At 62.4% G+C, this 26,509-nt stretch carries 25 protein-coding genes; 9 read left to right on the top strand and 16 right to left on the bottom strand.

All coding sequences use genetic code 11. From position 1 onward, the window contains the following. Window positions 1–61: 61 nt before the first annotated feature. The gene (locus E7813_RS20430) at window positions 62–1,279 is read right to left on the bottom strand and encodes an LL-diaminopimelate aminotransferase (protein ID WP_291576992.1); all 1,218 of its coding nucleotides are present in this window, start codon (window positions 1,277–1,279) and stop codon (window positions 62–64) included. Window positions 1,280–1,480: 201 nt separating this feature from the next. Then, window positions 1,481–1,756 (bottom strand): hypothetical protein, encoded by a 276-nt coding sequence (locus E7813_RS20425; protein WP_363331196.1) that lies wholly within the window; start codon window positions 1,754–1,756, stop codon window positions 1,481–1,483. A gap of 303 nt (window positions 1,757–2,059) precedes the next feature. Between E7813_RS20425 and phaC the strand changes: the two genes are divergently transcribed. Both phaC and E7813_RS20415 read left to right on the top strand, forming a co-directional pair. Next, the gene (phaC, locus tag E7813_RS20420; protein WP_291576989.1) at window positions 2,060–3,865 is read left to right on the top strand and encodes a class I poly(R)-hydroxyalkanoic acid synthase; all 1,806 of its coding nucleotides are present in this window, start codon (window positions 2,060–2,062) and stop codon (window positions 3,863–3,865) included. 74 nt (window positions 3,866–3,939) lie between these two features. Next, entirely contained in the window at window positions 3,940–4,338 is a 399-nt protein-coding gene (locus tag E7813_RS20415) for an MAPEG family protein (protein WP_291576988.1), read from the top strand. A gap of 65 nt (window positions 4,339–4,403) precedes the next feature. Here E7813_RS20415 and argC read toward each other — a convergent pair whose 3' ends face one another. The 3 genes from argC to E7813_RS20400 all read right to left on the bottom strand — a co-directional run bounded on the left by argC (window position 4,404) and on the right by E7813_RS20400 (window position 6,873). After that, window positions 4,404–5,411: an N-acetyl-gamma-glutamyl-phosphate reductase gene (gene argC, locus E7813_RS20410; RefSeq protein WP_291576986.1), complete on the bottom strand. Its 1,008-nt coding sequence runs from the start codon at window positions 5,409–5,411 to the stop codon at window positions 4,404–4,406. Continuing rightward, window positions 5,408–6,091 carry an FMN-binding negative transcriptional regulator gene (locus E7813_RS20405; RefSeq protein WP_291576985.1) on the bottom strand — a complete coding sequence of 228 codons (684 nt, stop codon included), beginning with the start codon at window positions 6,089–6,091 and terminating at the stop codon, window positions 5,408–5,410. Before E7813_RS20405 ends, argC begins: the two co-directional genes overlap by 4 nt. A 251-nt stretch (window positions 6,092–6,342) precedes the next feature. Further along, window positions 6,343–6,873: a DedA family protein gene (locus tag E7813_RS20400; RefSeq protein WP_291576984.1), complete on the bottom strand. Its 531-nt coding sequence runs from the start codon at window positions 6,871–6,873 to the stop codon at window positions 6,343–6,345. A 220-nt stretch (window positions 6,874–7,093) separates the two neighbouring features. Here E7813_RS20400 and parE point away from each other — a divergent pair, with 220 nt between their 5' ends. The 4 genes from parE (at window position 7,094) to E7813_RS20380 (ending at window position 11,313) form a co-directional block, all read left to right on the top strand. Then, entirely contained in the window at window positions 7,094–9,151 is a 2,058-nt protein-coding gene (parE, locus tag E7813_RS20395; protein ID WP_291576982.1) for a DNA topoisomerase IV subunit B, read from the top strand. A 219-nt stretch (window positions 9,152–9,370) separates the two neighbouring features. Further along, window positions 9,371–10,180, top strand: coding sequence for a porin family protein (locus E7813_RS20390; RefSeq protein WP_291576981.1), 810 nt, complete (start codon window positions 9,371–9,373; stop codon window positions 10,178–10,180). 177 nt (window positions 10,181–10,357) lie between these two features. Further along, on the top strand, window positions 10,358–10,543 hold the full coding sequence (locus tag E7813_RS20385; protein WP_291576980.1) for a hypothetical protein: 186 nt from the start codon (window positions 10,358–10,360) through the stop codon (window positions 10,541–10,543). Beyond that, a complete protein-coding gene (locus tag E7813_RS20380) occupies window positions 10,543–11,313 on the top strand; it encodes a glucose 1-dehydrogenase (RefSeq protein ID WP_291576979.1) in 771 nt (256 codons plus the stop codon). The genes E7813_RS20385 and E7813_RS20380 overlap by 1 nt, the downstream gene beginning before the upstream one ends. Window positions 11,314–11,333: 20 nt before the next feature. Here E7813_RS20380 and E7813_RS20375 read toward each other — a convergent pair whose 3' ends face one another. From E7813_RS20375 to E7813_RS20365, 3 genes are all read right to left on the bottom strand, one after another. Further along, complete coding sequence (locus E7813_RS20375; protein WP_291576978.1) at window positions 11,334–12,587, bottom strand: FAD-dependent oxidoreductase; 1,254 nt, start codon at window positions 12,585–12,587, stop codon at window positions 11,334–11,336. 24 nt (window positions 12,588–12,611) lie between these two features. After that, complete coding sequence (locus tag E7813_RS20370; protein ID WP_291576977.1) at window positions 12,612–14,114, bottom strand: caspase family protein; 1,503 nt, start codon at window positions 14,112–14,114, stop codon at window positions 12,612–12,614. 75 nt (window positions 14,115–14,189) lie between these two features. Beyond that, on the bottom strand, window positions 14,190–14,777 hold the full coding sequence (locus E7813_RS20365; RefSeq protein ID WP_291576976.1) for a TMEM175 family protein: 588 nt from the start codon (window positions 14,775–14,777) through the stop codon (window positions 14,190–14,192). A gap of 266 nt (window positions 14,778–15,043) precedes the next feature. Here E7813_RS20365 and E7813_RS20360 point away from each other — a divergent pair, with 266 nt between their 5' ends. Next, complete coding sequence (locus E7813_RS20360) at window positions 15,044–16,534, top strand: DEAD/DEAH box helicase (RefSeq protein ID WP_291576975.1); 1,491 nt, start codon at window positions 15,044–15,046, stop codon at window positions 16,532–16,534. Window positions 16,535–16,736: 202 nt separating this feature from the next. Beyond that, window positions 16,737–17,771 carry a GGDEF domain-containing protein gene (locus E7813_RS20355; protein WP_291577063.1) on the top strand — a complete coding sequence of 345 codons (1,035 nt, stop codon included), beginning with the start codon at window positions 16,737–16,739 and terminating at the stop codon, window positions 17,769–17,771. 170 nt (window positions 17,772–17,941) lie between these two features. On the opposite strand, the gene E7813_RS20350 is transcribed toward E7813_RS20355, so the two are convergent. The 8 genes from E7813_RS20350 to E7813_RS20315 all read right to left on the bottom strand — a co-directional run bounded on the left by E7813_RS20350 (window position 17,942) and on the right by E7813_RS20315 (window position 25,544). Continuing rightward, complete coding sequence (locus E7813_RS20350) at window positions 17,942–18,337, bottom strand: TfoX/Sxy family protein (RefSeq protein WP_291576974.1); 396 nt, start codon at window positions 18,335–18,337, stop codon at window positions 17,942–17,944. Window positions 18,338–18,452: 115 nt separating this feature from the next. Then, the gene (locus tag E7813_RS20345) at window positions 18,453–18,857 is read right to left on the bottom strand and encodes an iron-sulfur cluster assembly accessory protein (RefSeq protein WP_291576973.1); all 405 of its coding nucleotides are present in this window, start codon (window positions 18,855–18,857) and stop codon (window positions 18,453–18,455) included. A 119-nt stretch (window positions 18,858–18,976) separates the two neighbouring features. Beyond that, window positions 18,977–19,348, bottom strand: a complete 372-nt coding sequence (locus tag E7813_RS20340) for an SUF system Fe-S cluster assembly protein (RefSeq protein ID WP_291576972.1) — start codon at window positions 19,346–19,348, stop codon at window positions 18,977–18,979. Next, window positions 19,345–20,592, bottom strand: a complete 1,248-nt coding sequence (locus E7813_RS20335) for a cysteine desulfurase (protein WP_291576971.1) — start codon at window positions 20,590–20,592, stop codon at window positions 19,345–19,347. The genes E7813_RS20340 and E7813_RS20335 overlap by 4 nt, the downstream gene beginning before the upstream one ends. Then, window positions 20,589–21,914 (bottom strand): Fe-S cluster assembly protein SufD, encoded by a 1,326-nt coding sequence (sufD, locus tag E7813_RS20330; RefSeq protein WP_291576970.1) that lies wholly within the window; start codon window positions 21,912–21,914, stop codon window positions 20,589–20,591. Before sufD ends, E7813_RS20335 begins: the two co-directional genes overlap by 4 nt. Window positions 21,915–21,933: 19 nt before the next feature. Next, window positions 21,934–22,686, bottom strand: coding sequence for a Fe-S cluster assembly ATPase SufC (sufC, locus tag E7813_RS20325; RefSeq protein WP_291576969.1), 753 nt, complete (start codon window positions 22,684–22,686; stop codon window positions 21,934–21,936). Window positions 22,687–22,813: 127 nt separating this feature from the next. After that, a complete protein-coding gene (gene sufB / locus E7813_RS20320) occupies window positions 22,814–24,292 on the bottom strand; it encodes a Fe-S cluster assembly protein SufB (protein ID WP_291576968.1) in 1,479 nt (492 codons plus the stop codon). Window positions 24,293–24,377: 85 nt separating this feature from the next. Continuing rightward, complete coding sequence (locus E7813_RS20315; protein WP_291576967.1) at window positions 24,378–25,544, bottom strand: cysteine desulfurase family protein; 1,167 nt, start codon at window positions 25,542–25,544, stop codon at window positions 24,378–24,380. Between the two features lie 316 nt (window positions 25,545–25,860). Between E7813_RS20315 and E7813_RS20310 the strand changes: the two genes are divergently transcribed. Beyond that, a complete protein-coding gene (locus E7813_RS20310) occupies window positions 25,861–26,508 on the top strand; it encodes an alpha/beta hydrolase (RefSeq protein WP_291576966.1) in 648 nt (215 codons plus the stop codon). Window position 26,509: the final 1 nt, after the last annotated feature.

Genomic DNA, 26,509 nt, shown 5'->3' with positions numbered 1-26,509 from the left:
GAAAGACCATAACCAGGCATGATCTGGTCCGAAAACCGGATTCCACTTTTCGGGATCATGCCTACCGCCGGTTGGCGAGAGGAACCACGTTGTGCAACGTTTCAATGCCGCTTTCAAGGAAGCGGCGCACGCCACGGGCGGCCTGGCGGATACGCTGCTCGTTTTCCACCATGGCGATGCGAACATAGCCCTCGCCGTGCTCGCCGAAGGCGACCCCCGGGGAGACCACGACGCCTGATTTCTCGACCATCAGGGTGGCAAACTGCATGCTGCCGACATCCTTGAAGGCCGGCGGCAGCGGCGCCCAGGCGAACATCGAGGCGCTGGGCGGCGGAATCTCCCACCCCGCCCGGCCGAATGATTCCACCAGCGCGTCCCTGCGTTTGCGGTAGTTATCGCGCATCTCGCGAATGCAATCCTCAGGACCATTCAGCGCCGCGGTCGCGGCAACCTGGATCGGCGTGAACGCGCCATAGTCGAGATAGGATTTCACCCGCGCCAGCGCGGCGATGATGCGGTCGTTGCCGACGGCAAATCCCATCCGCCAGCCGGCCATCGAAAACGTCTTCGACATCGAGGTGAATTCCACGGTTACATCGATCGCGCCGGGCACCTCCAGCACCGAGGGCGGCGGGTGGCCGTCGAAATAGACTTCGGCATAGGCCAGATCCGACAGGATGAAGATCTCGTGCTTCTTCGCGAACGCCACCAGATCCTTGTAAAAATCCAGGCTTGCGACATAGGCGGTCGGATTGGAGGGATAACAGACCACGAGCGCCAGCGGCTTCGGGATCGAATGAACGATCGCGCGCTCCACCGCCTCGAAGAATTGCGGCGTCGGCTCCGAGGGCACCGAACGGATCACGCCGCCGGCCATCAGAAATCCGAAGGCGTGAATTGGATAGCTCGGATTCGGACACAGCACGACGTCGCCGGGCGCGGTGATCGCCTGGGCCACGTTGGCAAAGCCCTCCTTCGAGCCCAGCGTCGCCACCACCTGAGTTTCGGGATTGAGCTTCACGCCAAAACGCCGGGCGTAATAGGCCGCCTGCGCCTTGCGCAGCCCCGTAATGCCACGCGAGGCGGAATAGCGGTCGGTCCGCGGCTTGCCCAGCGTTTCCTTGAGTTTTTCGATGACATGGGGCGGCGCCGGCAGGTCCGGATTACCCATGCCGAGATCGATGATGTCGGCGCCGGCATTGCGTGCAGCCGCCTTGGCCCGATTGACCTGTTCGAACACGTAAGGAGGTAGACGGCGGATGCGGTAGAAATCTTCCATGGAACCTTGCTCCGGCAACCGGGAGAGGAATCGCCGACACATTTGGTAACGAAGCCGCATTCGGCCTCGTCCGGAAATCACGCTCAATCAATGATTTAGCGCGAATTCGGGGATAATTGACGGCTTCGTCCCGATCTGCGGTTGAATTGGGTTCTTTTATCACGGACGAACCGCAGCGCCACCCGTAACAGCGCCGTCAGGTCATTTCGCGGCCGGGTTTTGCGAGGGCGGATTTTGGGTCGCCGGATTTTGGGTCGCCGCCAAGGCGGCCTGGCGGTCGCGCGCGGCCACCAATTCGGACCGCATCTTCGCCCGTTCCGCCGGCTCCATGGTGGCCTCGTCACGGGGCGGCGGCAGGTCATGAATCGGAAGAAAGACGCCGGTTTCCGTTGGGCGCTCCGGCGCATCGGCTGGCGTGCCGGCCAGCGGCATATCCGCAATCGACGTCGAACAGCCGCCAAGCGCCAGCGCCGCCACCAACAGCGCTGCCGCAGACAGAATGCTTATTCTTCGATCCACCGACATCCGCCAGGTAATCCTACCGTCGCTGGTATGAGCCTTGCAGCGACACTACGTTGTCAGATTCCATTGCAATCGTTCAAACCATTGTCGTCCGAAACGATTAAAGCCTGAACAACAGATCGGACCGTTGAGGCTTCAATGTGACGGAACCGAGCTACCCTATCGCAGTGCAGCACGCACGACTACCGAGATTAACACCGAAAATGCCGTTGCCAACTGCGCGGTGACGAACTCCCAACGAAGCTATAGTGTCCAGTTATGAACGACGTTACCACCGAAACCCAGGTCGCGAAGAAATTCGACCCCGAAGCCTTTGCGATGAACCTCGCCCGGGCGATGGAAAGCAGCGGCCAGGCGCTCGCGGCCTATCTCAAGCCGCGCGAGAGCGGCGAATTCAAGGATAAACCGCCCAGCGAACTCGGCGAGGTGATCAAGACCCTCACCGCGGTGGCCGAATATTGGCTGTCGGACAAAACGCGGGCGGCAGAACTGCAGACCAAGATGGGCAAGGCCTATCTCGATCTCTGGGGCTCATCGATGCGCCGGCTCGCCGGCGAACAGGCCCCGCCTGCGATCGAGCCATCGCCGCGCGACAAACGCTTCAAGGATCCCGAGTGGAAATCGAACCAGTTTTTCGATTTTGTGATGCAGGGCTACCTGCTCACCGCGCAATGGGCGCGGGATCTGGTCGTCAACGCCGAAGGCCTCGATCCGCACACCCGCAAGAAGGCCGAGTTCTACGTCCAGCAAATCACCAACGCGCTGGCGCCGTCGAATTTTGTGCTCACCAATCCGGAAGTCCTGCGCGAGACGCTGGCATCGAGCGGCGACAACCTCGTTCGCGGCATGAAAATGCTGGCGGAGGATATCGAGGCCGGACATGGCAGCTTGCGGATTCGCCAGTCCGACCCTTCCAATCTTGAGGTCGGCGTCAACATGGCGACGACGCCGGGCAAGGTCATCTTTCAGAACGAGTTGATGCAACTGATCCAGTATCAGCCGTCGACCCCGAACGTGCTGCGTACGCCACTTCTGATCGTCCCGCCGTGGATCAACAAGTTCTACATCCTCGATCTCAAGCCGGAGAAATCCTACATCAAGTGGTGCGTCGATCAGGGCATCACGGTGTTCGTGATTTCCTGGGTCAATCCGGACAAGCAACTCGGCAAGAAAACCTTCGAGGATTACATGATAGAGGGCCCGCTGACGGCGATGGATGTCATCGAGCAGGCCACCGGCGAGATGAAGGTTCACACCGCCGGTTACTGCGTCGGCGGCACGCTGCTGGCTTCGACGCTGGCGTGGCTTGCGGAAAACCGGCGGGTGCGGGTGACGTCGGCGACCTTCTTTGCGGCGCAAGTCGACTTCACCCATGCCGGCGATCTCCTGGTGTTCGTCGATGAAGACCAGATTTCGGCGCTGGAGCGCGACATGCAGGAAACCGGCGTGCTCGAAGGCGGCAAGATGGCGATGGCCTTCAACATGCTGCGCTCGAACGACCTGATCTGGTCCTATGTCGTCAGCAATTACCTGAAGGGCAAGCCGCCCTCCTCGTTCGACCTGCTGCACTGGAATTCGGACGCGACAAGGATGCCGGCGGCGAACCATTCCTACTACCTGCGCAACTGCTACCTGGAGAACCGGCTCTCCACCGGCAGCATGGTGCTCGACAACACCCTGCTCGACCTGTCGAAAGTAAAGGTGCCGGTCTACAACATGGCGACCCGCGAGGATCATATTGCGCCGGCGGAATCGGTGCTGTACGGCTCGCAGTTTTTCGGGGGGCCGGTGAAATACGTGCTGGCCGGGTCCGGCCATATCGCCGGCGTGGTCAACCCGCCGGCGTCGGGCAAATATCAGTACTGGACCAACGATCACCCGCCGACCGGGACCCTTGAGGAATGGCTCAAGGGCGCGCAGGAACACAAGGGATCGTGGTGGCCGGACTGGCGCGAGTGGCTCGGCAGCATCGACGCGGAAGAAGTGCCGGCGCGCGCGGTCGGAACCGAAGCGTTGCCCCCGATCGAGGACGCGCCCGGCAGCTATGTGCGAGTCCGCGCGTAGCGCAACGATGCGGGTTTGAATATAACAGGCCGTCCCGCCGGGACGGGATTCGAAAATGACCCAAGGGGGAAACCATGACACGCGAACTCTTCTGGCTGACACTGACGGTTATTCTGACCGGGCTGCTGTGGGTGCCCTACATCCTCAATCGCCGTCAGGTTCGCGGTCTCGGCGGCGCCATGGCCAACCCGTCGCGCAACGACAAGCCGCATGCGGAATGGGCCACCCGCCTGATGTTCGCGCATGACAACGCGGTCGAGAACCTCGTCATCTTCGCGCCGTTGGTGCTGATCCTGGCCCAGATCGATTATTCGACGAAGTGGACCGCCTATGCCTGCGCGGTGTATTTCTGGGCTCGCGTCGCGCATGTGGTCGTCTACACCATGGGCCTGCCGGTGTTTCGCACGCTGGCCTTCACCGTCGGTTTCCTCGCGCAAGCCGTGCTGGCCTTGGCGATTTTCAAGGTGCTTTGACGTTTGGCTCGTCCCGGAAGCAGCGCATCGTCTTCACGATGCGCTGCTTCCATGGAAACCGCGACCTAGCGCAGCCCGGTGGGCTCGGGGAATCCGAGCATCAGCCGCATGTTCTGGATCGCCGCGCCGGAAGCGCCTTTGCCCAGATTGTCTAGTCGCGCGACCAGCACCGCCTGGCGGTGCTTGTCGCTGCCAAAGACATAGAGTTCCAGCCGGTTGGTTTCGTTGAGTGCCTCGGGCTCGAGCCGGCCGCTCTGTATTGCGGCATCGCCCGGCGGCATCACCGAAACGTAGATGGCTCCGGCGTAGCGCTTCGCCAGCGCGGCTTGCAGATCGGCGGCGTCGGGCTTTCCCGGCAAGGTGTCGAGATGCAGCGGCACCGACACCAGCATGCCCTGCCGGAAATTGCCAACCGAAGGCACGAAGATCGGCCGCCGCGTCAGATTGGCGTAACGCTGCGTCTCCGGAATATGCTTGTGCTCGAAGCCGAGGCCATAGAGTTCGAAGGCCGGCGCGGTGCCGGATTCGAAATTTTCGATCATCGACTTGCCACCGCCCGAATAGCCGCTCACCGCGTTGATCGTCACGGGGTAGTCAACCGGCACCAGGCCGGCATCGACCAGCGGCCGCAGCAACGCCAGCGCGCCGGTCGGATAGCAGCCGGGATTCGAGACTTTTCGCGCCGAGCGGATCTTGTCGGCCTGATCCGGCGCAAGCTCCGGAAATCCGTAAGTCCAGTCGGACGCGACTCGAAAGGCCGTGGAAGCGTCCAGCACCTTGGGCGCCGCGGCTCCCATGCCGTCGATCAGCGCGACGGTCTCCCTTGCGGCATCATCCGGCAGGCAGAGGATGACAAGGTCGACTTCCTCCATCAGCGCGCGCTTGGCGCCTGGATCCTTGCGCATTTCCGCAGCGATGCTTCGCACCGCGACGTCGTTCTGCGCGTCAAGACGCTGACGGATGCCCAGCCCCGTTGTTCCGGCGGCGCCATCGACGAACACGGCGGGCTTCGCCGCCTTGGTGTGCAAGGTCGGTGCCGGGACTCCCGGCTGCTTGGTGTCGGAGAGGGTCATGGTGCGTTCCTTGAATCGGCGAGACCGCTGACAGACAGCGGTTGTTTGTAATCCAACTGCGGCCGCAGCGCGACCAGTTGTTTGCCGATCGCCTGCGCGGCGGGATCGGCTTGCTGCGCCAGTGCATCGCTGATCGCCGCGTGATCGACGTCGGACTTGTGCTGGTTGAGCTTGAAGCTGCCCTCGATCCCTTCGACCGTCATGACAAGACCCACGATCGCCTGCATCATCGCTTCACGCCGCCCCGCCGTCATTTCGCCTGTCGTCCATGACGGTTTCGGCGCCAGCCAGCTTTCGAATTTGGCGCTGAGCGCATCCAGATGGCCGGCCAATTCCTGTGCCGTCATGGTGCGAACCGGGCCCGACAGATGCACGGCCTGATACAGCCAGGTCGGCACTTGGTCCGGCGAGGCGTACCAATGCGGCGAGACATAGGCATCGGCGCCGTTCACCGCAAACAACCAGCTTGACCGGCCGTCGGCGAGCGTCGCCAGCGTATTGCCGCGAGCGACGTGGAACGAGACGCGGGGCGTGCCGTCGCTTGAATATTCGAGGCAGAACGGCAGCGCGGACGCGACCGGCTTGCCGCCGTCGCAGGCGCAGACCGTGCCGAATCCGCGCGCGTCGGCAAACGCCAGGCTCGCGGCTCGATCGGGCTCGAAAAAAGGTCGGGTAAACATGGCTTGCTCCTGCTTCGTTGAGGGGAGCCGCCGGTTCAGATCGCGCTGTTTTGGAAATGAAGTGCCGCGGACCGGATCCGGCGGCAGGGGCTGATATCTAAACGCAGATGTCCGCCCGTACCGCAGAGATGCTGCGGCGGCGGCGAGCGATGAGAATGGTCGCGGCGTCGATCATGGAGCGGGCTATAAGGCCGCGCCCGGTTTTCGTCAAGACAAACCAGCGTCACGCCCCGGATCAAAAAACGGCGACCCTAGACCGTGCGCCAGATCCATTCGAGGATTTGTGAAATCACGTCGCCGAACAGCAGCAGCGCCGCCGACCACACCAGCGCGGAGATGAAATTCGCCGCCTGAAAACTCCAATACGGCATTTCGAAAATCCCTGCCGCCAGCGGCACCGAGGCGCGCAGGGGTCCGAAAAACCGTCCGATGAAAATCGAGGGGACGCCCCAACTTTTCACGAAGGCTTCGCCGCGCGGCAGCAGCGCGGGGTAGCGCGACAGCGGCCACATCTGCGCGACGTGTTCCTTGTACTTGAAGCCGAACCAGTAGGAGACCCAGTCGCCCAGCGCGGCGCCAATGCCGCCGGCGATCCAGACCGGCCAGAAGCTGATGCCGCTGACGCCGATCAGGGCGCCGATCGCGACCAGCGCTCCCCAGGCCGGAATCAGCAGCGAGATGAAAGCCAGCGACTCCCCGAACGCCAGCGCCAGAACGATGGGCGCGGCCCACACCTCATGGTCGCGGACAAAATCGGCCACGCCGCGAAACGCATCTTCCATCCCAACACGCCCTTTGCGGCCCTTCGCTCGCCCTTAACGAGGCGTGAACCTTCTGCTCGCCCAATGTCCCGAACAGGTAAGCCAGCCACCGGCGTGACATCAAGTCACAAAGGCGAGCCCGTGCCTGCGCGCGGACCACAGTCACATTTGCAGCCCATCCGTGGCATAGTCATGGGAGCCGATTCGCGGCGCCCACGGCGCGCAAAACACATAAAGAACCATGCCGAAACCCTTGAAATCCGCTGCAAAAAACAAAACCACGGACGACCTGTTTGGCGCCCCGGGGCCGAAGGCCCGGGCTCCGCTCAAGGTCGCCTCCCGCGCCTCCAGCGCCGAGGCCGGCTACACCGCACGCGATATCGAGGTGCTGGAAGGCCTCGAGCCGGTGCGCCGCCGCCCCGGGATGTATATCGGCGGCACCGACGAGAAGGCGCTGCATCACCTGTTCGCCGAAGTCATCGACAACGCCATGGACGAGGCGCTGGCGGGGCACGCGGATTTCATCGAAGTCGAACTCGGCGCAGACGGGTTTCTGACCGTCATCGACAATGGCCGCGGCATCCCCGTCGATCCGCATCCGAAGTTTCCGAAGAAATCCGCGCTCGAAGTCATCATGTGCACGCTGCATTCCGGCGGCAAATTCGACTCCAAGGTCTATGAGACCTCCGGCGGCCTGCACGGCGTCGGCGTCTCCGTGGTCAACGCGCTGTCCTCGCGGCTCGAAGTCGAGGTCGCGCGCAGCCAGAAACTCTATCGCATGAGCTTCGAGCGCGGCCATCCCAAGGGCAAGCTCGAAGAACTCGGCAAGATCAACAACCGCCGCGGCACGACCATCCGGTTCAAGCCCGATACCGACATTTTCGGCGCCAGGGCCACCTTCAAGCCGCAGCGCCTGTTCAAGATGGCGCGTTCGAAGGCCTATCTGTTCGGCGGCGTCGAAATCCGCTGGCGCTGCGACGCAAGCTTGCTGAAGGGCGTCGAAGACGTTCCCGCCGAAGCCAGGTTTCACTTCGCCGGCGGGTTAAAGGATTATCTCAGCGCCGCGGTTCACGCCGACACTCTGGTGCATCCAGATATCTTCTCCGGCCGATCGGGCCGCGTCGGCGCCCATGGCGCCTGCGAATGGGCCGTCGCCTGGACCGCCGACGCCGATGGTTTCCTGTCGTCCTATTGCAACACCGTGCCGACCCAGGATGGCGGCACCCATGAATCGGGCATGCGCAGCGCGCTGCTGCGCGGCCTGAAGGATCACGCCGAACGCGTCGGCCAAAGCAAGCGTGCCGCCTCCATCGTTTCCGAAGACGTCATGGTGGGTGCAGCCGTGATGCTCAGCGTGTTCGTGCGCGAGCCGGAATTCCAGGGCCAGACCAAGGACCGCCTGGCAACCACCGAAGCCCAGCGCATCGTCGAGCAGGCCATCAAGGATCCGTTCGACCATTGGCTGTCGGGCAATCCGGTGCAGGCCAACAAGCTGCTGGATTTCGTCATCGAGCGGGCCGACGAGCGGCTGCGCCGCCGCGCGGAAAAGGAAATTTCCCGCAAGACCGCGACCAAGAGAGCGCGCCTGCCCGGCAAGCTCTCCGACTGCTCCAACACCGCTGCCGAAGGCTCCGAGCTGTTCATCGTCGAGGGTGACAGCGCCGGCGGCAGCGCCAAGCAGGCGCGCGACCGCAAAACCCAGGCCATCCTGCCGTTGCGGGGCAAGATCCTCAATGTCGCATCCGCCACCAAGGACAAGCTGACCGCCAACACGCAGCTCGCCGACCTGATGCAGGCGATCGGCTGCGGCGCCGGCGCCCATTACCGCGAAGAGGACCTGCGCTATTCGCGCATCATCATCATGACCGATGCCGACGTCGACGGCGCGCATATCGCTTCGCTGCTGATCACGTTTTTCTACCGGCAGACGCCGCGCCTGATTGATGAGGGGCATCTTTATCTCGCGGTGCCGCCGCTCTATCGCCTCGCCCACGGCGGCAAGACGGTTTACGCCCGCGACGACGCCCACAAGGACGCGCTGCTCAAAAGCGAGTTCAACGCCAACGCCAAGGTCGAGGTCGGCCGTTTCAAGGGCTTGGGCGAAATGATGCCGGCGCAATTGAAGGAAACCACCATGGACCCGGCCAAGCGCACCATGCTGCGCGTGGTGCTGCTGGCGGACGATCGCGAAGGCACCGCCGATTCCGTGGAGCGGCTGATGGGCGCCAAGGCCGAGGCCCGATTCGCCTTCATTTCCGACAAGGCCGAATTCGCCCGCGAGGACCTGCTGGACGTATGAAGGCGCCGCTTAGCCGACGCTAATCGCCCCGCACGGACTATTTCACTTTATTTCCACATAAAAACTACAATAAAAACAATACCTTGTTCTTTCCCTGGCGATTGTTGCGCTTGTGCAACAGCATTTTGGCCAGAGCTGGTTATAAATCGCGACAGGTTTTGAAGTCCAGCGTCCTTTTGCCCGCGAATGGGTCCGAGCGCTTTCAGCGAGGAATTGAAAATGAAAAAGTTAGCGATGACTTTGTCCGCCTTGGCCGCCCTGACGGGATCAGCGTTCGCAGCCGACATGGCCCCGGCCCCCCGCTACACCAAGGCTCCTGTGGTAGCGCCGCCGGTCGCGACATGGACTGGCTGCTATATTAGCGGCGGCGGCGGCTACAGCATGTCCTATGACGATCACTATGGAGTATTAACTGGCGATCCCACCAACACCCCGCTCACCGACACGACCACCACCGGCGGAAGAGGCTGGCTCGGCATGGTTGGCGCTGGCTGCGACTACCAGTTTACAGCGTTAGGCTACGGTGTCGTTTTCGGCGTTATGGGCGACTATGATTTTGGGGGTGCCAAGGGCAACTTCGAAGGCTCTGTGCCGCTCTTCACTGCCGCTCCCCCATTTGGAGTTGCCACCGTTTTTGGATCTGACAAGCAGAACTGGTCGTGGGCAGTGGGCCCGCGGATCGGCATTCTGGTCACGCCGTCGCTGCTGACTTATTTCAACGGGGGCTACACCGAAACCCACTTCGGTCAAGTTGATCTGAACGTGAGCGGTGGACTCGGGCCTTTGGGGTCGTCACTGGCCGCCACCACGTTCCATGGCTGGTTCCTCGGCAGCGGTACCGAATTTGCGGTACCCAGCATTCCGGGCCTGTACTGGCGCAACGAATATCGCTACTCCCGTTTCAACGGGGCCGATCGAACGGGCATAAACACCTTCACGGGAGTTCCGGTTTTCCTCTCGGAACATTCCAAGGTAGACGTGCAAGCAGCCACGACGTCGCTGATCTACAAGTTCAATATGTGGCACTAAAACGTCCGAGCTGAAATCAGATAACTCAAAAGCCCCGGCATCGTCCGGGGCTTTTTTGTGTCTGGACGAACGGCAATCCAGCAAAATCCCGCCCTTGCTCCGCGGCAGCGGGCGCGCCACTGTGTCGCTCGTGGCGCGGGAGCACCGGCGCTGCCAAGGCGAACGAGGAAAAATCCCATGCGCACATTGCTTCTGGTCGTCGGCTTGATTGCGCTCGCTATCGGGCTGCTCTGGATCGGCCAGGGTACCGGCGCGGTCAAATGGCCGGAATCGAGTTTCATGATCAGCCAGATCCAGTGGGCGGGATACGGCGCAGCATTGGCCATGTTCGGCCTCGTTTTGATCTGGCAGAGCAAGCGCTGATGGCGGGCCTGCTATTCGATCTCGCCGGCAAGGTCGCTGTTGTCACCGGCGGCAATGGCGGCATCGGCCTTGGCATGGCGCGCGGATTGGCGGCAGCGGGTGCTGCGGTCGTCATCGCCGGCCGCAACGAAGCCAAGTCGAACGCCGCGGCCGCGGACCTAAGGCAAAGCGGCGCCAAGGCGATCTCGGTCGTCGCCGACGTCACCGACAAATCCGCCGTCGCCGCCATGGTCGAGCGCACGGTGCGCGAATTCGGGCGGATCGACATCCTCGTCAACAATGCCGGCATCAACATCCGCAAACCCCCGCACAGCCTCGATATCGCCGAATGGGACAGCGTGATCAGGACCAACCTCACCAGCGCCTTCCTGTGCTCGCAGGCGGTCTATCCGGCCATGAAGGCGGCAGGCGGCGGCAAGATCATCAATATCGGCTCGATGATGTCGATCTTCGGCGCCGGCTTCGCGCCGGCCTATGCCGCCAGCAAAGGCGGCATCGTGCAGTTCACCCGCTCCTGCGCGGTGGCGTGGGCCGGCGACAACATCCAGGTCAATGCGGTGCTGCCGGGCTGGATCGATACCGACTTGACCAAGCGCGCCCGTCAGGAGATCGCGGGCCTCCATGACAAGGTTTTGGCCCGCACGCCGGCGGCACGCTGGGGCGAGATCGCCGACTTCGCGGGGATCGCGGTGTTTCTCTCCTCGAGCGCATCGGATTTTGTCACGGGGACTGCGATTCCCGTTGACGGCGGTTTCTCGGTGATGGGTTAGACGCGAAAAACCCCGCCGCGTTACGATCGCGCAGCTTCCGGCGATTGCACATGCTCGGGCCGCACGCCGACGGCGACGAATCGCGCGGTGAGACCCTGCAGCCACGGCACCGCACTTATGATACGCAAAAATACCGGAGCGCTGAGCGGCCGATCGCCGGGGCTGAGCGCGGCACTGATCAGATTATTCTGGACCATGACTTGCATCGCCTGCGTCATCCGCACCGGAAATTCCCGGCGCCGCCGCACCGCATCGAGTTCATCCTCCGAAGGACGCCCTTTGGTCAATCGCGCGGCCAGCAGGTTCGCGGTCGCGACCGCGTCCTGAACCGCCAGGTTGACGCCGACGCCGCCGATCGGCGACATCGCATGCGCGGCGTCGCCGATGCAAAGCAACCCGGGCCGCGTCCAGTGCTTGAGCCGGTCGATCGCCACCGTCAACAGTTTCACGTCGTCCCAGGTTTTGACCTCGGCGACCCCCTCCTTCAGGATCGGCGCCATGCGCTTGACGTCATCCAAAAATGCCTCGAGGCCGCGCGCCTTCACCGCTTCATATTGTCCCTTCGCGATCACATAGGCGCATTGCCAATAATCGCCGCGGTCGAAAGTCACCATCATCTTGCCGGTCTCAACCCGGGCAAACAGGTTTTCGGTTTCGCCCAGGCGTTTGCCGGCGCGAAACCACAACACATCCATCGGCGCGCCGATCTCCGTCAGTTCGAGGTTGGCCCGCTGACGAACGACCGAATGCCGCCCATCGCAGCCGATCGTGAGATCGGCATGGATTTCGACCGGTCCATCCGGCGTGTTCACTTTGACGCCTGCGACGGTGTCGCCCGACCAGACCAGATCGGCCGCCTCGGCATTCATCATGACCTTGAGCGAGGCGAACTGTTTGCCGCTCTCGCGCAGAAAATTAAGAAAATCCCATTGCGGCATCAGCGCGATGAACGGGTATTTGGTTGGCACACGGCTGAGGTCGGCGACCCGAATCGAGGTGTCACCGAATTTGCCGTCCATCTTTTGCACACGCTGGTGCGGAAGCTTCAGGAGGCCGTCGATCAGGCCGAGTTCGTCCATCACCTGCAGCGTCGAGGGGTGCACGGTATCGCCGCGGAAATCCCGGAAGAAGTCGGCATGCTTTTCCAGCACGACGGTGTCGATCCCGGCGCGCCCCAACAGGTATCCCAGCATCATGCCGGCGGGCCCGCCGCCGACAATGCAGCATCGCGTATCGAGCCGGGATGACCGTTCCGAAGAAGTACCCGCGTCCATGATCCGGCTTTCGTTGATCGAGGTTCAGCGCCGGAAGCTCTTGATTTCCGAGACGCTGCCGTCGCGATAGGTCAACTCCACCGAGACCGATTTGGTTTCAGGCGGCAGCTTGAGATAGGGCAAAGCCTCGTGCGGGATGGCCGAGGGATCCCTGGGGTCGCACGGCGGCATTTTCAGGACCTTGTCCGGCACCGCGGTGTCGATGCCGACGCGCGCTTCGCGAATCGCGCAGCGATACGACATCAGCTGGGTGTAGTAGACCAGCAGCCCGTTGAACTCGCGAAACGACAGCCAGCTCGTCGCGGTCATGTCAAGGATTTTGCGCTGATCGTGGATGAGTGCGGCCTCCGGATCGAACTTTATCGGGAACGGGCCCTGCAATTCGCCGGACGCATCGACATAACGGACCTCGATGGTGGCCGCCGGGGCGTCGGCGGCAAGTTCGATCGACGGGTTGGGCATCCGCTTGCGCGTACGCGGATCCAGCGTGTCCATGAACCCGGTTTCGCGGAATTCGCCGGCGTCACCCATGCGCCACGAAATTCCCAGGGTCGGATCGGCGATCGAGAACACCACGGTCCACCCGCCATTGTGGCGCGAGAACATCGCGATCGGGGCGTTGACGGAATCGTTCGAGGGCGCCGTGCGCGGCACCGACACCGGCGGCAACGCCACGACCTTTTGCGCAGGCTCGGCAGATTTTGCGGGTTCGGGTTCTCCCTTGGCCACGCCATTGAGGAACACGTCGTCGACCATCTGGTCGAAATAAACCGGAATCTGCTTGTGGCTGACCGTCTCCGCCATCTCGCTGACCAGCCGGCGCGTGTGCTGGGCCACCTGAACGAGGTTTTCGCCGGGTTGCAGCAGTTCCCTGGCGAAGGTTCGCGTGAACACCGAATTGGGATTGTCGTCATTGTTGGAGAGACGATCGAGCGCGGTCTGCCGCGGCCCGGCTGAAAACACCGAGAAGACGCCTTCCGGCAGTTGCGTCATCGGCGCGAGGCCGCCGCCGCCGGCCACCGCGCGGGTGCCTGAGCGTTCGAACGGATTGTTGCGGCAGGCGTCGAACACCAGGATGGCGGTGCGCACTTTCTTGTTCTGCAGGCGCTCGATGATTCGGTCGGCCAGCACGGAGGCGTCGCGCACCAGTTCTTCCTGGCCCTCGCTTGCCGCCGGCACGTCGGTCGGCAGCAGGAAATTCTGTCCCGCGATTTCAAAGCCGTGGCCGGCATAGAAGAAGAACGCGGTGTCGCCGGGCTCCACGGCCGCGTCGAACGCCAGCAGGGTCTGGCTGAACGCCTGGCGCGTCTGGTTCTCCGCCAGCATCACACTGAAACCCAGTTGCTTCAAGGTGTCGCCCATGGTGCGGGCGTCGTTGACGGCCTTCTGCAGCTTGGGAACGTTCTTGTAATCATTGTTGCCGATCACCAGTGCGACGCGCTTCTCCGCATAGGCAGGCGCAGCAAGCGCCACCGACGCGGCAATGGCGCCGACCACCGCGGCCAGTCTGGAAAGCCATATCTTCATCGAATTCCCCGCTTGCACGGCCCGCCGCTGGCGCGGCTCCGCCTATGCCGTAGTCGGCAAAGCCGGGCCGATGGTTCAATCGGACGCGCCGGCCCGGCGGCGCCATTTCCGAAGCAGCGGTGCGGCGAAATTCAGGGCGAGCGCCCAAAGCGCCACCCTCGAATTGACGAAGCTGAGCACAATCGCCAGCACCGAGGTAACGATCAGCAGCACCGCCGACAACTGTCGGTGACGCAGATGGTCGCCTGCCTCCAGGTGCGGCGTGATGGAAAACAGCCGCAATCCGACCGCGGCAATCAGCAGCGTATGACCGGCATAAAGCCAGATCGCCGGCGCGAAATGCGCAAAGCGACCGACCACGATGGTCGAGAACGGCACGCAGGTGATCAGCAACAGATAAAGCAACCACCAATTGGTGTATTCGCGCTCGACGTATTCGGCGCGCGACCGCAGTTCGATATTGGAAAGCCAGCGCAATCCCAGCACGCCGAAGCTAATCACATAGGGCAGGAATTTCGGCCACAGATCGGCAAGGCCCTGCAGCAACTCACCGTTGTTTTGGGGATGAAAATCATCCGGCAGCCGTACGTCGAGAACCAGCAGCGTCATGGCGACGCCGAAAATTCCATCGCTGAGGGTATCGAGGCGCGCTTTCGAGAACATGGTGATTCCTGTCCGCTTTCACGGCATTCATGCAAAAACATTAAGCTTTTTCAACGCTTCCCGCATGTGCTCCATTGACTTTGTCCAATTCGTCCCTATGTTCCGGCTCGACGCGGCCCGGTATCGAAACGCGATGCCCCGAATAAGCCGCCTGTCTGCGTATCCAAGAATCCCGTGCAAATCTGCGTGCCGTTCCGGGGTTGAGCGCGACAGTCATTTTTCGAGAATCCAAGCGGCGGTTTCGATCAGAGGCTCCCAGAAGCTCAATGTCTTTTTCCCATCTCGGCCTGTCCGACAAGGTGCTCGCCGCCGTCGCGGCCACCGGTTACACCACCCCCACCCCCATTCAGGAACAGGCGATTCCTCACGTGCTGGCCCGCCGGGACGTTCTCGGCATCGCCCAGACCGGCACCGGCAAGACCGCCGCCTTCGTCCTGCCGATGCTCACCATGCTGGAAAAGGGCCGCGCCCGCGCCCGAATGCCCCGCACCCTCATCCTCGAGCCAACCCGCGAACTCGCAGCCCAGGTCAAGGAGAGTTTCGACAAATACGGCGCCGGCCAGAAACTCAACGTGGCGCTGTTGATCGGCGGCGTTTCGTTCGGCGACCAGGACACCAAATTGACGCGCGGCGTCGACGTGCTGATCGCAACCCCCGGCCGGCTGCTCGACCATACCGAGCGCGGCGGGCTTCTGCTCACCGGCGTCGAGTTGCTGGTGATTGATGAAGCCGATCGCATGCTCGATATGGGTTTCATTCCCGACATCGAGCGCATCTGCAAGATGATCCCCTTTACCAGGCAGACGCTGTTCTTCACCGCGACCATGCCGCCCGAAATCCGCCGCATCACCGAAACCTTCCTGCACAATCCCGAGAAGATCGAAGTTTCGAGACCCGCAACGACCGCCGTCGGCGTGTCGCAGTTTCAGGTTTCGGTCGGCCGCGAGCCGCACGAAAAACGCGAGACCCTGCGCCGGCTGCTGCGCGACGCCAAGGATCTCAAGAACGCGATCATCTTCTGCAACCGCAAGCGCGAGGTCGCGCTGATATACAAATCGCTGCAGAAGCACGGTTTCAGCGTCGGCGCGCTGCACGGCGACATGGATCAATCGGCCCGTACCGCTTCTCTCGATCAATTCCGCACGGGCGAGATTCCGCTGCTGGTCGCCTCCGACGTCGCCGCCCGCGGCCTCGACATTCCCGAGACCAGCCACGTCTTCAATTTCGATGTGCCGCATCACGCCGACGACTACGTCCATCGCATCGGCCGTACCGGCCGTGCCGGCCGTGCCGGCACCGCGATCTCCCTCGTTACACCGCTCGACCAGAAATCCATGCTCGCGATCGAAAAGCTGATCGGGCAGACTATCCCCCGCGCCGAAAGCGGCATTGCGAGCAGGTCGGTCGATCACGAGCCTCTCGATAATCCGGCGACTGCGTCCAGCACCGAGACCGAGCAACCCCGCCACCGGCGTGGGCGCGGGGAAGCAAAAGAAGCTTCGCGTGAGGGGTCACGCGACGGACGCAAGCCGCGCCGCGATCGCGGACCGCGACATGCGTCGGGTGGTAGCCGCAACTCCAGCCCGCAACCGCAGGTACCGGCTGCATTCACGCCGCCATCCGCACCTATTGCCTCGCGGACACCTTCGATCGGCCGCGCCGAGGCGCCGCAGATCCCGCGCGAGCAGGCTGCGGAACCTGCCGATCACTCGCACCTTCCGGCGTTCCTGTTGCGACCTGTTCGGGCAAGAGTCTAAACGTTTGCAAGGGTCTGAACGTTACAAGAATCCGAATCAGAAGCGCTGACACCCAAGAGGCCCGGAAGCCCGTTTACCGGTCGTTCATTCTCGTCCGTTAGCTTGACCGCGATATTTTTAGGCATTGCGGCGGGGACCGCGGGCAGAACGCTCGCTATTGGGGACGCGATCAGTGAAGGTGCTCGACGAATACGAACGCACGATGGCCTTTGCCGAAGTCGCACTGGGCCAGATCAGATCGCTCCGGCAAACCGCCGTGCCCCGCAATTTTGAAATCTGGTACGTCTACGCCACCGGATATAACTCGCCTCTCAACAAGATCATCAACGAGACGCTGGCCCGCAACGGCAAGCTGACCGAGGCCGATCTCGAGCAGATCTACGAGACCTATCTTTCCCAGGTCAAGACCACCGACCGCATCGACAAGGTCGGCGCGCGCGTGATCGGCGAGATCGACGACGTGATGACGCTCATCACGGACGCGCTTGGAATGTCGGCGAGCTACGACGACAGTCTGAGCGGAGCGACCCAAAAGCTGTCGGTCGCCCAGAACCGCGATCAGGTCAAAGCGATCGTGGAGACGCTCGTGAAATCCACCCAGGAGATGCGCGACACCAACAAGGCGCTCGAGGACCGGCTGACGCTGTCGAAATCCGAAATCAGCAACCTCCAGCGGAGCCTTGAAGCGATCCGGGCCGAAAGCCTCACCGACCCCTTGACCGGCCTTGGCAACCGCAAATATTTCGATCGCTCGATCGACATGGCGGTCCAGAACGCGCTCGCCAACGGCGAGCCGCTTTCACTGCTGATGTTCGATATCGACCATTTCAAATCGTTCAACGACAGCTACGGCCATCTCACCGGGGACCAGGTGCTGCGGCTGGTCGGCATGTCGCTGAAGCAGACCATCAAGGGCCAGGACATCACCGCCCGCTACGGCGGCGAGGAATTCGCGGTGGTGCTGCCCAACACTGCGCTACGCCAGGCGCTCACGGTCGCCGATCACATCCGCCGCGCCGTGATGGCCAAGGAACTGAAGAAAAAGTCCACCGGCGAAATTCTCGGCCGCGTCACCATCTCGGTCGGGGTTTCCATGCTGAAACCGAACGACGATACGGATTCGCTGATCGAGCGCGCGGACGCCTGCCTCTACGCCGCCAAGCGCAACGGCCGCAACCGCGTCATCTGCGAAGCCGATCCCGAATACGCCGCCGAGGCCCACAGCCAGGTGGCGTGATGTTACGCAGGATGAGGACGTTCTTCCCCCCTTGCCCCGCTCTTGCGGGGAGAGGGTTGGGGTGAGGGGCTCTCTCAACCACCGGACTCGCGGAGAGTCCCCCTCACCCGAATCGCTACGCGATCCGACCTCTCCCCGCGAGCGGGGAGAGGTGAAAGACCCAGTCTCTCTCAGGATGCGGACTTTTTCCTCGGCGCTTTCTTCCTGACCGCCTTCTTCACGGCCTTTCGCTTCTTCGGCCGCTTGCGCAAAGCCGCGCGTTGTGCGGCGGCCAACGCCGCCCTCGCCCAATCGGTCAGTTCCTCGGGGTCGTCATACAAGCGTTCCGGCAACTGCCAATAGGAACCGACGGTGACGGTCTTGACCCTGGTTTGATATTGAAACGGCTTCGACCTTTCGGCCTCGAATCGCGGAATGGTCTGGTCGTCGGCGCGCAGGTAAAGACCGCCACGCAGCGCCAGCGCGAAGTGAATGCCATCCGCGGAAATGCCGAAGCCGGAGAACATCCGGCGGATCGTCACCGGGCCGAAATCGGCGAACAGGTCGATCAGGAAATCGCGGTCCATCGGATTCCGCTCACACCTCAACGCGTCGTCCCGGTCTTGAGCCGGGACCTATACGCCGCGGCTTCACGTTTAGCGGGATGTTCGACGACTTCGTAAGGCCGGGACGACAGCCGTGTTAGATCTTCGCCGCGGTCAGTTGCACCGATTCACCGCAACCGCAGGCGCCGGTCTGGTTGGGGTTGTTGAAGATGAACTGTGACTGCATCTTGTCAGCCTTGTAGTCCATCTCGGTGCCGAGCAGGAACAGCACGGCCTTGGGATCGACCAGGATCTTGACGCCCTTGTCCTCGACGACCTCATCGGTCGGCTTGATGTCGTGGGCGTATTCGACGGTGTAGGACTGCCCGGCGCAGCCGCCGTTCTTGATGCCGACGCGCAGGCCGACGATCTCGGAATCGGCGCGCTTGGTCAGCTCCTGAATCCGCTGTGCGGCGGCTTCGGTGAGCTTCATGACCTGCGGACGGGGCCGCGGCTTCGGCTTGGATGCGGGAGTGTTGGAAGTGGGCGTCATGTCTGACATGTGTTCAGTCCTGACAGCAATTCAATGCCGGTCGTTATATTGTGAGAAGTTAGCCGCTAATCCACTCTTTTTTCTTTACCCGAACCGGTATCCGTTGCGCTCGAAAACGCCCTGCTGCCTCACCACATATTGAGCACGAGGCGCGCTTCATCGCTCATCCGGTCCGGCGTCCATGCCGGGTCCCAGACCAGATTGACATTGACCACGCCGACCCCGGGCACGCTGGCGACCGCGTTCTCGACCATCGTCGGCAACTCGCCGGCCGCCGGACAGTTCGGCGTCGTCAGCGTCATCTCGACGTCGACGGCGCGGTCGTCTTTGATATCGACCTTGTAGATCAGGCCGAGTTCGTAGATATCGGCCGGAATTTCCGGATCGAACACGGTCTTCAGCGCAGCCACGATCTCGCCGCCGAGCCGTTCCGTCTCCTCCGGCGGCAGCGCCGAATTGGTCTGCATGTTGCTGGTTTTGACTTCGGCTGTGTCGGTCATGAAAACAATTCCCGCGCCTTGATCAGCGCCTGTGCCAGATGGTCGACTTCCTCGCGGGTATTATACATCCCGAACGAGGCGCGGCAGGTGGCCGTCACGTTGAACCGCTCTAAAAGCGGCATCACGCAATGGGTTCCGGCGCGCACCGCGATGCCCTGCCGGTCGATCACGGTCGCGACATCGTGGGGATGTGCGCCCTTCATCTCGAACGAGATCACCGGTCCCTTGTCGCGGGCGGTGCCGATCAGGCGCAGCGAGTTGATCTCGCGCAGGCGCTCCTGGGCATAGGTCAACAGGCCATGCTCGTGTGCGGCAATGCGCTCCTTGCCGATCGAATTGACGTAATCGATGGCGGCGCCGAGCCCGATGGCCTCGACGATCGCCGGCGTGCCCGCCTCGAATTTGTGCGGGGGATCGCCATAGGTGACCCAGTCTTGGGCGACTTCGCGGATCATCTCGCCGCCGCCATTGTAGGGCCGCATCGCCACCAGATGCTCGTGCTTGGCATAGAGCGCGCCGATGCCGGTCGGGCCGTAGAGCTTGTGGCCGGTGAAGACGTAGAAGTCGCAGTCGATATCCTGCACGTCGATCGCCAGATGCACGGCGGCCTGGCTGCCGTCGATCAGCACCGGAATGCCGCGGGCATGCGCCAGTCTCACCACGTCCTTGACGGGAACGAGGGTGCCGAGCGCGTTCGACATCTGCGTGATCGCGACCAGCCTGGTGCGATCGGTCAGCAGCTTTTCGAATTCCTCGATCAGGAAGTTGCCTTCGTCGTCGACCGGCGCCCACCTGATGACGGCGCCATGACGTTCCCTGAGAAAATGCCAGGGTACGATATTGGAGTGATGCTCCATGATCGAGAGCACGATCTCGTCGCCGGCCCCGATGTTGGGTTCGCCCCATGACGACGCCACGAGGTTGATCGCCTCGGTGGCGTTGCGGGTGAAGACGATCTCCTCGTTTCGCCTGGCGTTGAGGAATTTCGCGACCTTGGCGCGGCCACCCTCATAGGCCTCGGTCGCAGCATTTGCCAGGTAATGCAGCCCGCGATGCACATTGGCGTATTCGCTTTTGTAGGCCTCGGTCATGCGATCGAGCACCGCATAGGGCTTCTGCGCCGATGCGGCATTGTCGAGATAGACCAGCTGCTTGCCATAGACCTTCAGCGCCAGTGCGGGGAAATCCTGCCGCACCCGGGTGACGTCATAGGAACCGTTTGAGACCGCCGGATGCATGATCAACCCCGTGCCGCCAGCCAGCGTTGCGCCGCTGCGATCGCAAGCTCGCGCAAGTCGTCATTGACGATGGATTCGATGGCTTCGCCGACAAAGGCCTGGATCAGCAGCGCCTGCGCTTCCGTCTCCGAAAGACCGCGTGCGCGAAGATAAAACAGCAGGCTCTCATCGAGCGCGCCGGTGGTGGCGCCGTGGCCGCAGGTGACGTCGTCAGCGAAAATCTCCAGTTCGGGCTTGTTGTCGGCCTCGGCCTCGTCGGACAACAACAGCGCCCGCGTCATCATCTTGGCGTCGGTCTTCTGCGCCCCGGGGCGGACGATGATGCGGCCCTGAAATACCGAATGGCCGCGGTCGTCGACCACTGCGCGGAAGATCTCGCGGCTGGCGCAGTTCGGCACCGCATGGTCCAGGAACAGCGTGGTATCGGCATGCTGGCGGCCATTGAGCAGGTTGACGCCGTTGGTCTCGACTCGCGAGCCCTTGCCGGCAAACACCACGACCGCCTGGTAGCGGCTGACACTCGCGCCGCTGGTCATGCCGAAGGTATTGAAATGCGCATGGGCACCCAGCGTGACCACGGCCGAGGAAATGTTGAAGGCCTCGCGGCCATCTTCGATCAGGCGCACATGGTGGAGCCGGGCATCGTCGCCGATCGAGATCACGAGCGAGTCGTGGACCTGATAGGCTTTGGCGCCCTCAGTGGCGATATAGCTTTCCACCAGCGTCGCGCCTGCGGCCTTGCCGAGACGCAGCAAGGAGCGGGTGAACATCGCGGCGGGCGTGCCGCCGCTGGCGATATGGACGATATGCAGGGGTTGCGTGAGCACGGCGCCATCGGCGACCTCGATGACGAGTCCGTCCGTCACCATCGCGCTGTTCAGCGCCACCATGGAATCGGAGTTATCGGGGGTGAACAATTGCGCCTGCAGCGCCGCGTCGCCGCCTTCCAGCACCTCGCGCAGGGTGCGAATGCCAAGGCCGTTTTCAAGATCGGCCGTATCGGACAGCTTTGGCGCGAATACGCCGTCGACCAGCACCAGCCGGCGCACACTCTTGATCGCGTGCAGCTTCAAGGCCGCATCCGCGCGCGTCAACGCGGCCCGATCCGGTGCTGCCGCGAGCGGCAATACCTCGCGCATCAGCACGCGTAAATCCGTGTATTTCCAGTCCTCGATCCGGCGATGAGGCAGCCCTGCGCGTTCGTAGGCATCGAACGCCTGCCGCCTGAGATCGGCGACCTTGCCCGCGCCCGGCAGCCGCGCACGTGCTAGCGCAAAGCTGTCGCTCAGCGCGCGTCCGGTGTCGGTTTTGGCCAGTACGACGTTCATTTCAAATCCGCTTCAAAGCTCAGGCCGCGTCGTCGAACCTGGCGTAGCCGGAAGCCTCGAGCTCCAGCGCCAGTTCCTTGCCGCCGCTTTTGACGACCCGTCCCTTCGACATCACATGCACGAAGTCGGGCACGATGTAGTTCAACAGCCGCTGGTAATGCGTGATCACCACCACCGCCCGGTCGGGCGAGCGCAGCGCGTTGACGCCGTCGGCGGCAACTCGCAGCGCGTCGATATCGAGGCCGGAATCCATCTCGTCCAGGATGCACAGGCTCGGCTCGAACAGCGCCATCTGCAAGATCTCGTTGCGCTTCTTTTCGCCACCGGAGAACCCGACATTGACGCCGCGCTTGAGCATGTCCATGGGAATATTGAGCGAGTCCGCCACCTTGCGCACTTTCCTGAGAAAGTCCGGTACCAGAAATTCGGTTTGACCCCGTGCCTTGCGCTGGGCATTGAGCGCGGTGCGCAGGAAGGTCATCGTCGTCACGCCGGGAATTTCCACCGGATACTGGAACGCGAGGAATACGCCCTTGGCGGAACGCTCCTCCGGCGACATTGCCAGCAGGTCTTCGCCCTCGAACAGGATTTCGCCGCCGGTGACTTCATAGCCCGGCTTGCCGGCGATGACATGGCTCAGCGTCGATTTGCCGGAGCCGTTCGGCCCCATGATGGCGTGGACTTCGCCCTTGTTCACGACAAGCGAAAGCCCGTGGAGAATCTCACGCTCCTCGACACGGACCTGCAGATTTCTTACTTCGAGTAGTGGCATTCTCGTCTATCCTTCTCCGTCATCCTGAGGTGCGAGCCATCTTCGGCGAGCCTCGAAGGATGATCGTTGGTTTTCGCTGCCGCCATCCTTCGAGGCTTGCTTCGCAAGCACCTCAGGATGATGCCCTTTATCCGACTGATCCTTCGAGCGAGATCGAGATCAGCTTCTGCGCCTCGACCGCAAACTCCATCGGCAGTTGCTGCAGCACGTCCTTGACGAAGCCATTGACCACAAGGCCGACGGCCTCTTCCTGCGACAGCCCGCGCTGCACGCAATAGAACAGCACGTCCTCGGAAATCTTCGACGTCGTCGCCTCGTGCTCGAACAGCGCCGAAGAATTCTTGGCCTCGATATAGGGCACGGTATGCGCGCCGCATTTGTCGCCGATCAGGAGCGAGTCGCACGCGGTGAAATTGCGCGCGCCGGTCGCCTTGCGATGCGCGGTGACGAGGCCGCGATAGGTGTTTTGCGACACGCCGGCGGCGATGCCCTTGGAGATGATCCGGGAGGTGGTGTTCTTGCCCAGGTGAATCATCTTGGTGCCGGAATCGACCTGCTGGTGACCGTTCGAGATCGCGATCGAGTAGAACTCGCCGCGCGAATTGTCGCCGCGCAGGATGCAGCTCGGATATTTCCAGGTGATGGCCGAACCGGTCTCGACCTGGGTCCAGGAAATCTTCGAATTGTCGCCGCGGCAGTCGCCGCGCTTGGTGACGAAATTGTAGATGCCGCCCTTGCCTTCGGAGTTGCCGGGATACCAGTTCTGCACCGTCGAATACTTGATCTCGGCATCGTCAAGCGTCACCAGTTCGACCACGGCGGCGTGCAACTGGTTTTCATCGCGCTGCGGCGCGGTGCAGCCTTCGAGATAGCTGACGTAGGCGCCCTTGTCGGCGATGATCAGGGTGCGCTCGAACTGGCCGGTGTTGCGCTCGTTGATGCGGAAATACGTCGACAGTTCCATCGGACAGCGCACGCCCGGCGGCACGTAGACGAACGAGCCGTCGGAGAACACCGCCGAGTTCAAGGTGGCAAAATAATTGTCCGAGGTCGGCACCACCGTGCCGAGATACTTCTTCACCAGTTCAGGATGCTCACGGATCGCCTCGGAGATCGGCATGAAGATCACGCCGGCCTGCTTGAGCTCCTTCTGGAACGTGGTCGCAACCGAGACGGAATCGAACACCGCATCGACCGCGATCCTGCGTTCGCCTTCCGGGCGCACCACGCCTTCGAGCATCTCGACTTCGCGCAAGGGAATGCCGAGCTTCTCGTAGGTCTTGAGGATCTCCGGATCGACCTCGTCGAGCGAGCCGATCTCCTTCTTCTTCGGCGCGGAATAGTAATAGAGATCCTGGTAGTCGATCTTGGGATAGTGGACGCGCGCCCACTTCGGCTCGGTCATGGTCAGCCAGCGGCGATAGGCTTCCAGCCGCCATTCCAGCATCCAGGCCGGTTCGTTCTTTTTCGCTGAAATGAACCGGACGGTATCTTCCGACAGCCCCTTTGGGGCCTTGTCGGACTCGATAAGCGTCTCGAATCCATATCGATACTGATCGACGTCGATACGCCTGACGCGATCGACGGTCTCTTGTACGGCCGACATTCCATTCCTCCGCTCGCGGTTTCAAGGACCGCGGTGGATCAATTCCGAAAGACTATTACGATGTTTCCGGGACGAAATCACCTGCTTAGAATCGTTCAAGCCGTGTTTCGTCGCTCCCTTTAAGTAAGGTGCCACGGAGCTTTCGCCAAGCCTGCAGGCAGCGATCGATGTCCCCCTCGGACGTAGACCAGCCCAGACTGAGCCGCACGGCTCCCTGAGCCAGTTTCGGGCCAAATCCCATGGATTCCAGCACGTGGGATGGCTGCACCTTTCCGGAGGAACATGCCGAACCGGACGATACCGCGATCCCCGCGAGGTCAAATCCGATCACCGCGGTCTCCGCCTTGAGGCCGGGCACTGTGAAAAGCGTGGTATTCGGCAGCCGCGGCACATTTTCGGCGAATACGATGACTTCGGGGGCCTGCCGCAGGCCCCGCTCCAGCCGGTTTCGCAAGCTTTCGACGCGGATCGCGTCAACCGATAACGCGGCCATAGCAGCCCCGACGGCGGCGCCAAACCCCGCAATTCCCGCCACGTTCTCGGTTCCCGCCCGGCGTCCCAGTTCCTGGCCGCCGCCGCGCAGCAGCGGTTCAAGTCCAGCCGTCCCCTCGGCCAAAATCACCGCGCCAATTCCTTTCGGCCCGCCGATCTTATGCGCCGATAGCGTCATCAGATCGGCATTCATCGCATTGATATCGAAAGCAATTTTCCCAAACGCCTGGATCGCATCGACATGCAGCAATCCGCCGGCGGCATGGACGATCTCGCCCACCTCCGCGACCGGCTGCACCGCCCCGGTTTCGTTGTTGGCCAGCATCACCGACACCAGCGCCGGCGGGCCGCCATCGAGCATCGCGCGCAGGCTGTCTAGATCCACAAGGCCAGCGGGCGTCACACCGATGGTGCCAATCGCCTCGGCCGGAAATCGCCCGCCCGCGAGGACCGAGGCGTGCTCGATGGCCGAAACCAGCAACCTTCCGACCGAAGGCGCGGAACCCCGCCGCAACCCGGGCGTCAGCGCCAGCGCGTTGGCCTCGGTTCCGCCAGACGTAAAGATGACGTTTCGCGGCAGGGCACCGATCGCGTCCGCCAGCAGGGTCCTCGCTTCCTCGACCAGCCTGCGGGCCTGGCGGCCTTCGGCATGCACCGACGAGGGATTGCCGCTTAGCTCCCATGCCGCGGCCATCGCCTCCCTGGCCTCAGGGCGCAGCGGCGTGGTCGCATTCCAGTCGAGATAAACGCGGTTGGGCATATGAAGTATGATAATACCTTAAAGACGGTTTGTGAGACTTGTCGGCAATCTTGTCGGCCTGTTCAGACGCTGTGGCAATTGGCGATCCGCGCGTCCGCGGGCAATCGGACAGCTAACGCCTTGAACGCATTGCCGGATGTTCAAGACGCTTGCTTTTTGACCCTTGCCTCATGCTAGAACGCGGCCTCCAGTTCACCGGGCGCCGTCCGTTCAAGCCAGCGGCGCCTGATCCGCCCCTTTATCTGCTCAAGGGTTCGTCTCGCGAAAGCGTCAGACGAACCGGCACAAAGGCGGTTGATTTTGCCAGGGACCATCGATGCCTGAAGTCATTTTCACCGGCCCCGCAGGCCGCCTCGAAGGCCGTTATCATCCGGCCAAGCAGAAGAATGCGCCGATTGCGATGATACTGCATCCGCACCCGCAGTTTCACGGTACGATGAACCACCAGATCATCTACCAGTGCTATTACGCGTTCGCGCATCGCGGCTTCTCGGTGCTGCGCTTCAATTTTCGCGGCGTCGGCCGCAGCCAGGGATCGTTCGATCACGGCACCGGCGAACTGTCGGATGCGGCGTCCGCGCTCGACTGGGCGCAGACCATCAATCCGGAAGCGCGCGCCTGCTGGGTCGCCGGCTTTTCGTTCGGCGCCTGGATCGGCATGCAGCTGTTGATGCGCCGTCCGGAGGTAGAAGGTTTTATCTCGATTGCGCCACCGGCCAATCTCTACGATTTCTCGTTTCTCGCGCCCTGCCCTTCGTCGGGGCTGATCGTGCATGGCGAGAAGGATGCCGTGGTGCCGCCCAAGGACGTCAACACGCTGGTCGAAAAACTCAAGACCCAAAAGGGCATCGTGATCGACCAGCAGATCATTCCCGGCGCCAACCATTTCTTCGACGGCAAACTGGAGCCGCTGATGGAAACGGTGACGGGTTATCTCGACATGCGCCTCGCCAACGTTCGCTGAG

This window comes from Bradyrhizobium sp. (assembly GCF_004799405.1).
Taxonomy (GTDB): Bacteria; Pseudomonadota; Alphaproteobacteria; order Rhizobiales; family Xanthobacteraceae; genus Bradyrhizobium.
Note: the sequence above shows the minus strand (reverse complement) of the source record. Positions and strands in the feature narration are given on the sequence as shown.

Bases quoted from the DNA above. Each gene is read 5' to 3' on its own strand.
- E7813_RS20430 (WP_291576992.1), bottom strand. From the start codon at position 1,279: ATGGAAGATTTCTACCGCATCCGCCGTCTACCTCCTTACGTGTTCGAA.
- phaC (WP_291576989.1), top strand. From the start codon at position 2,060: ATGAACGACGTTACCACCGAAACCCAGGTCGCGAAGAAATTCGACCCC.
- E7813_RS20415 (WP_291576988.1), top strand. From the start codon at position 3,940: ATGACACGCGAACTCTTCTGGCTGACACTGACGGTTATTCTGACCGGG.
- argC (WP_291576986.1), bottom strand. From the start codon at position 5,411: ATGACCCTCTCCGACACCAAGCAGCCGGGAGTCCCGGCACCGACCTTG.
- E7813_RS20405 (WP_291576985.1), bottom strand. From the start codon at position 6,091: ATGTTTACCCGACCTTTTTTCGAGCCCGATCGAGCCGCGAGCCTGGCG.
- E7813_RS20400 (WP_291576984.1), bottom strand. From the start codon at position 6,873: ATGGAAGATGCGTTTCGCGGCGTGGCCGATTTTGTCCGCGACCATGAG.
- parE (WP_291576982.1), top strand. From the start codon at position 7,094: ATGCCGAAACCCTTGAAATCCGCTGCAAAAAACAAAACCACGGACGAC.
- E7813_RS20390 (WP_291576981.1), top strand. From the start codon at position 9,371: ATGAAAAAGTTAGCGATGACTTTGTCCGCCTTGGCCGCCCTGACGGGA.
- E7813_RS20385 (WP_291576980.1), top strand. From the start codon at position 10,358: ATGCGCACATTGCTTCTGGTCGTCGGCTTGATTGCGCTCGCTATCGGG.
- E7813_RS20380 (WP_291576979.1), top strand. From the start codon at position 10,543: ATGGCGGGCCTGCTATTCGATCTCGCCGGCAAGGTCGCTGTTGTCACC.
- E7813_RS20375 (WP_291576978.1), bottom strand. From the start codon at position 12,587: ATGGACGCGGGTACTTCTTCGGAACGGTCATCCCGGCTCGATACGCGA.
- E7813_RS20370 (WP_291576977.1), bottom strand. From the start codon at position 14,114: ATGAAGATATGGCTTTCCAGACTGGCCGCGGTGGTCGGCGCCATTGCC.
- E7813_RS20365 (WP_291576976.1), bottom strand. From the start codon at position 14,777: ATGTTCTCGAAAGCGCGCCTCGATACCCTCAGCGATGGAATTTTCGGC.
- E7813_RS20360 (WP_291576975.1), top strand. From the start codon at position 15,044: ATGTCTTTTTCCCATCTCGGCCTGTCCGACAAGGTGCTCGCCGCCGTC.
- E7813_RS20355 (WP_291577063.1), top strand. From the start codon at position 16,737: ATGGCCTTTGCCGAAGTCGCACTGGGCCAGATCAGATCGCTCCGGCAA.
- E7813_RS20350 (WP_291576974.1), bottom strand. From the start codon at position 18,337: ATGGACCGCGATTTCCTGATCGACCTGTTCGCCGATTTCGGCCCGGTG.
- E7813_RS20345 (WP_291576973.1), bottom strand. From the start codon at position 18,857: ATGTCAGACATGACGCCCACTTCCAACACTCCCGCATCCAAGCCGAAG.
- E7813_RS20340 (WP_291576972.1), bottom strand. From the start codon at position 19,348: ATGACCGACACAGCCGAAGTCAAAACCAGCAACATGCAGACCAATTCG.
- sufD (WP_291576970.1), bottom strand. From the start codon at position 21,914: ATGAACGTCGTACTGGCCAAAACCGACACCGGACGCGCGCTGAGCGAC.
- sufC (WP_291576969.1), bottom strand. From the start codon at position 22,686: ATGCCACTACTCGAAGTAAGAAATCTGCAGGTCCGTGTCGAGGAGCGT.
- sufB (WP_291576968.1), bottom strand. From the start codon at position 24,292: ATGTCGGCCGTACAAGAGACCGTCGATCGCGTCAGGCGTATCGACGTC.
- E7813_RS20315 (WP_291576967.1), bottom strand. From the start codon at position 25,544: ATGCCCAACCGCGTTTATCTCGACTGGAATGCGACCACGCCGCTGCGC.
- E7813_RS20310 (WP_291576966.1), top strand. From the start codon at position 25,861: ATGCCTGAAGTCATTTTCACCGGCCCCGCAGGCCGCCTCGAAGGCCGT.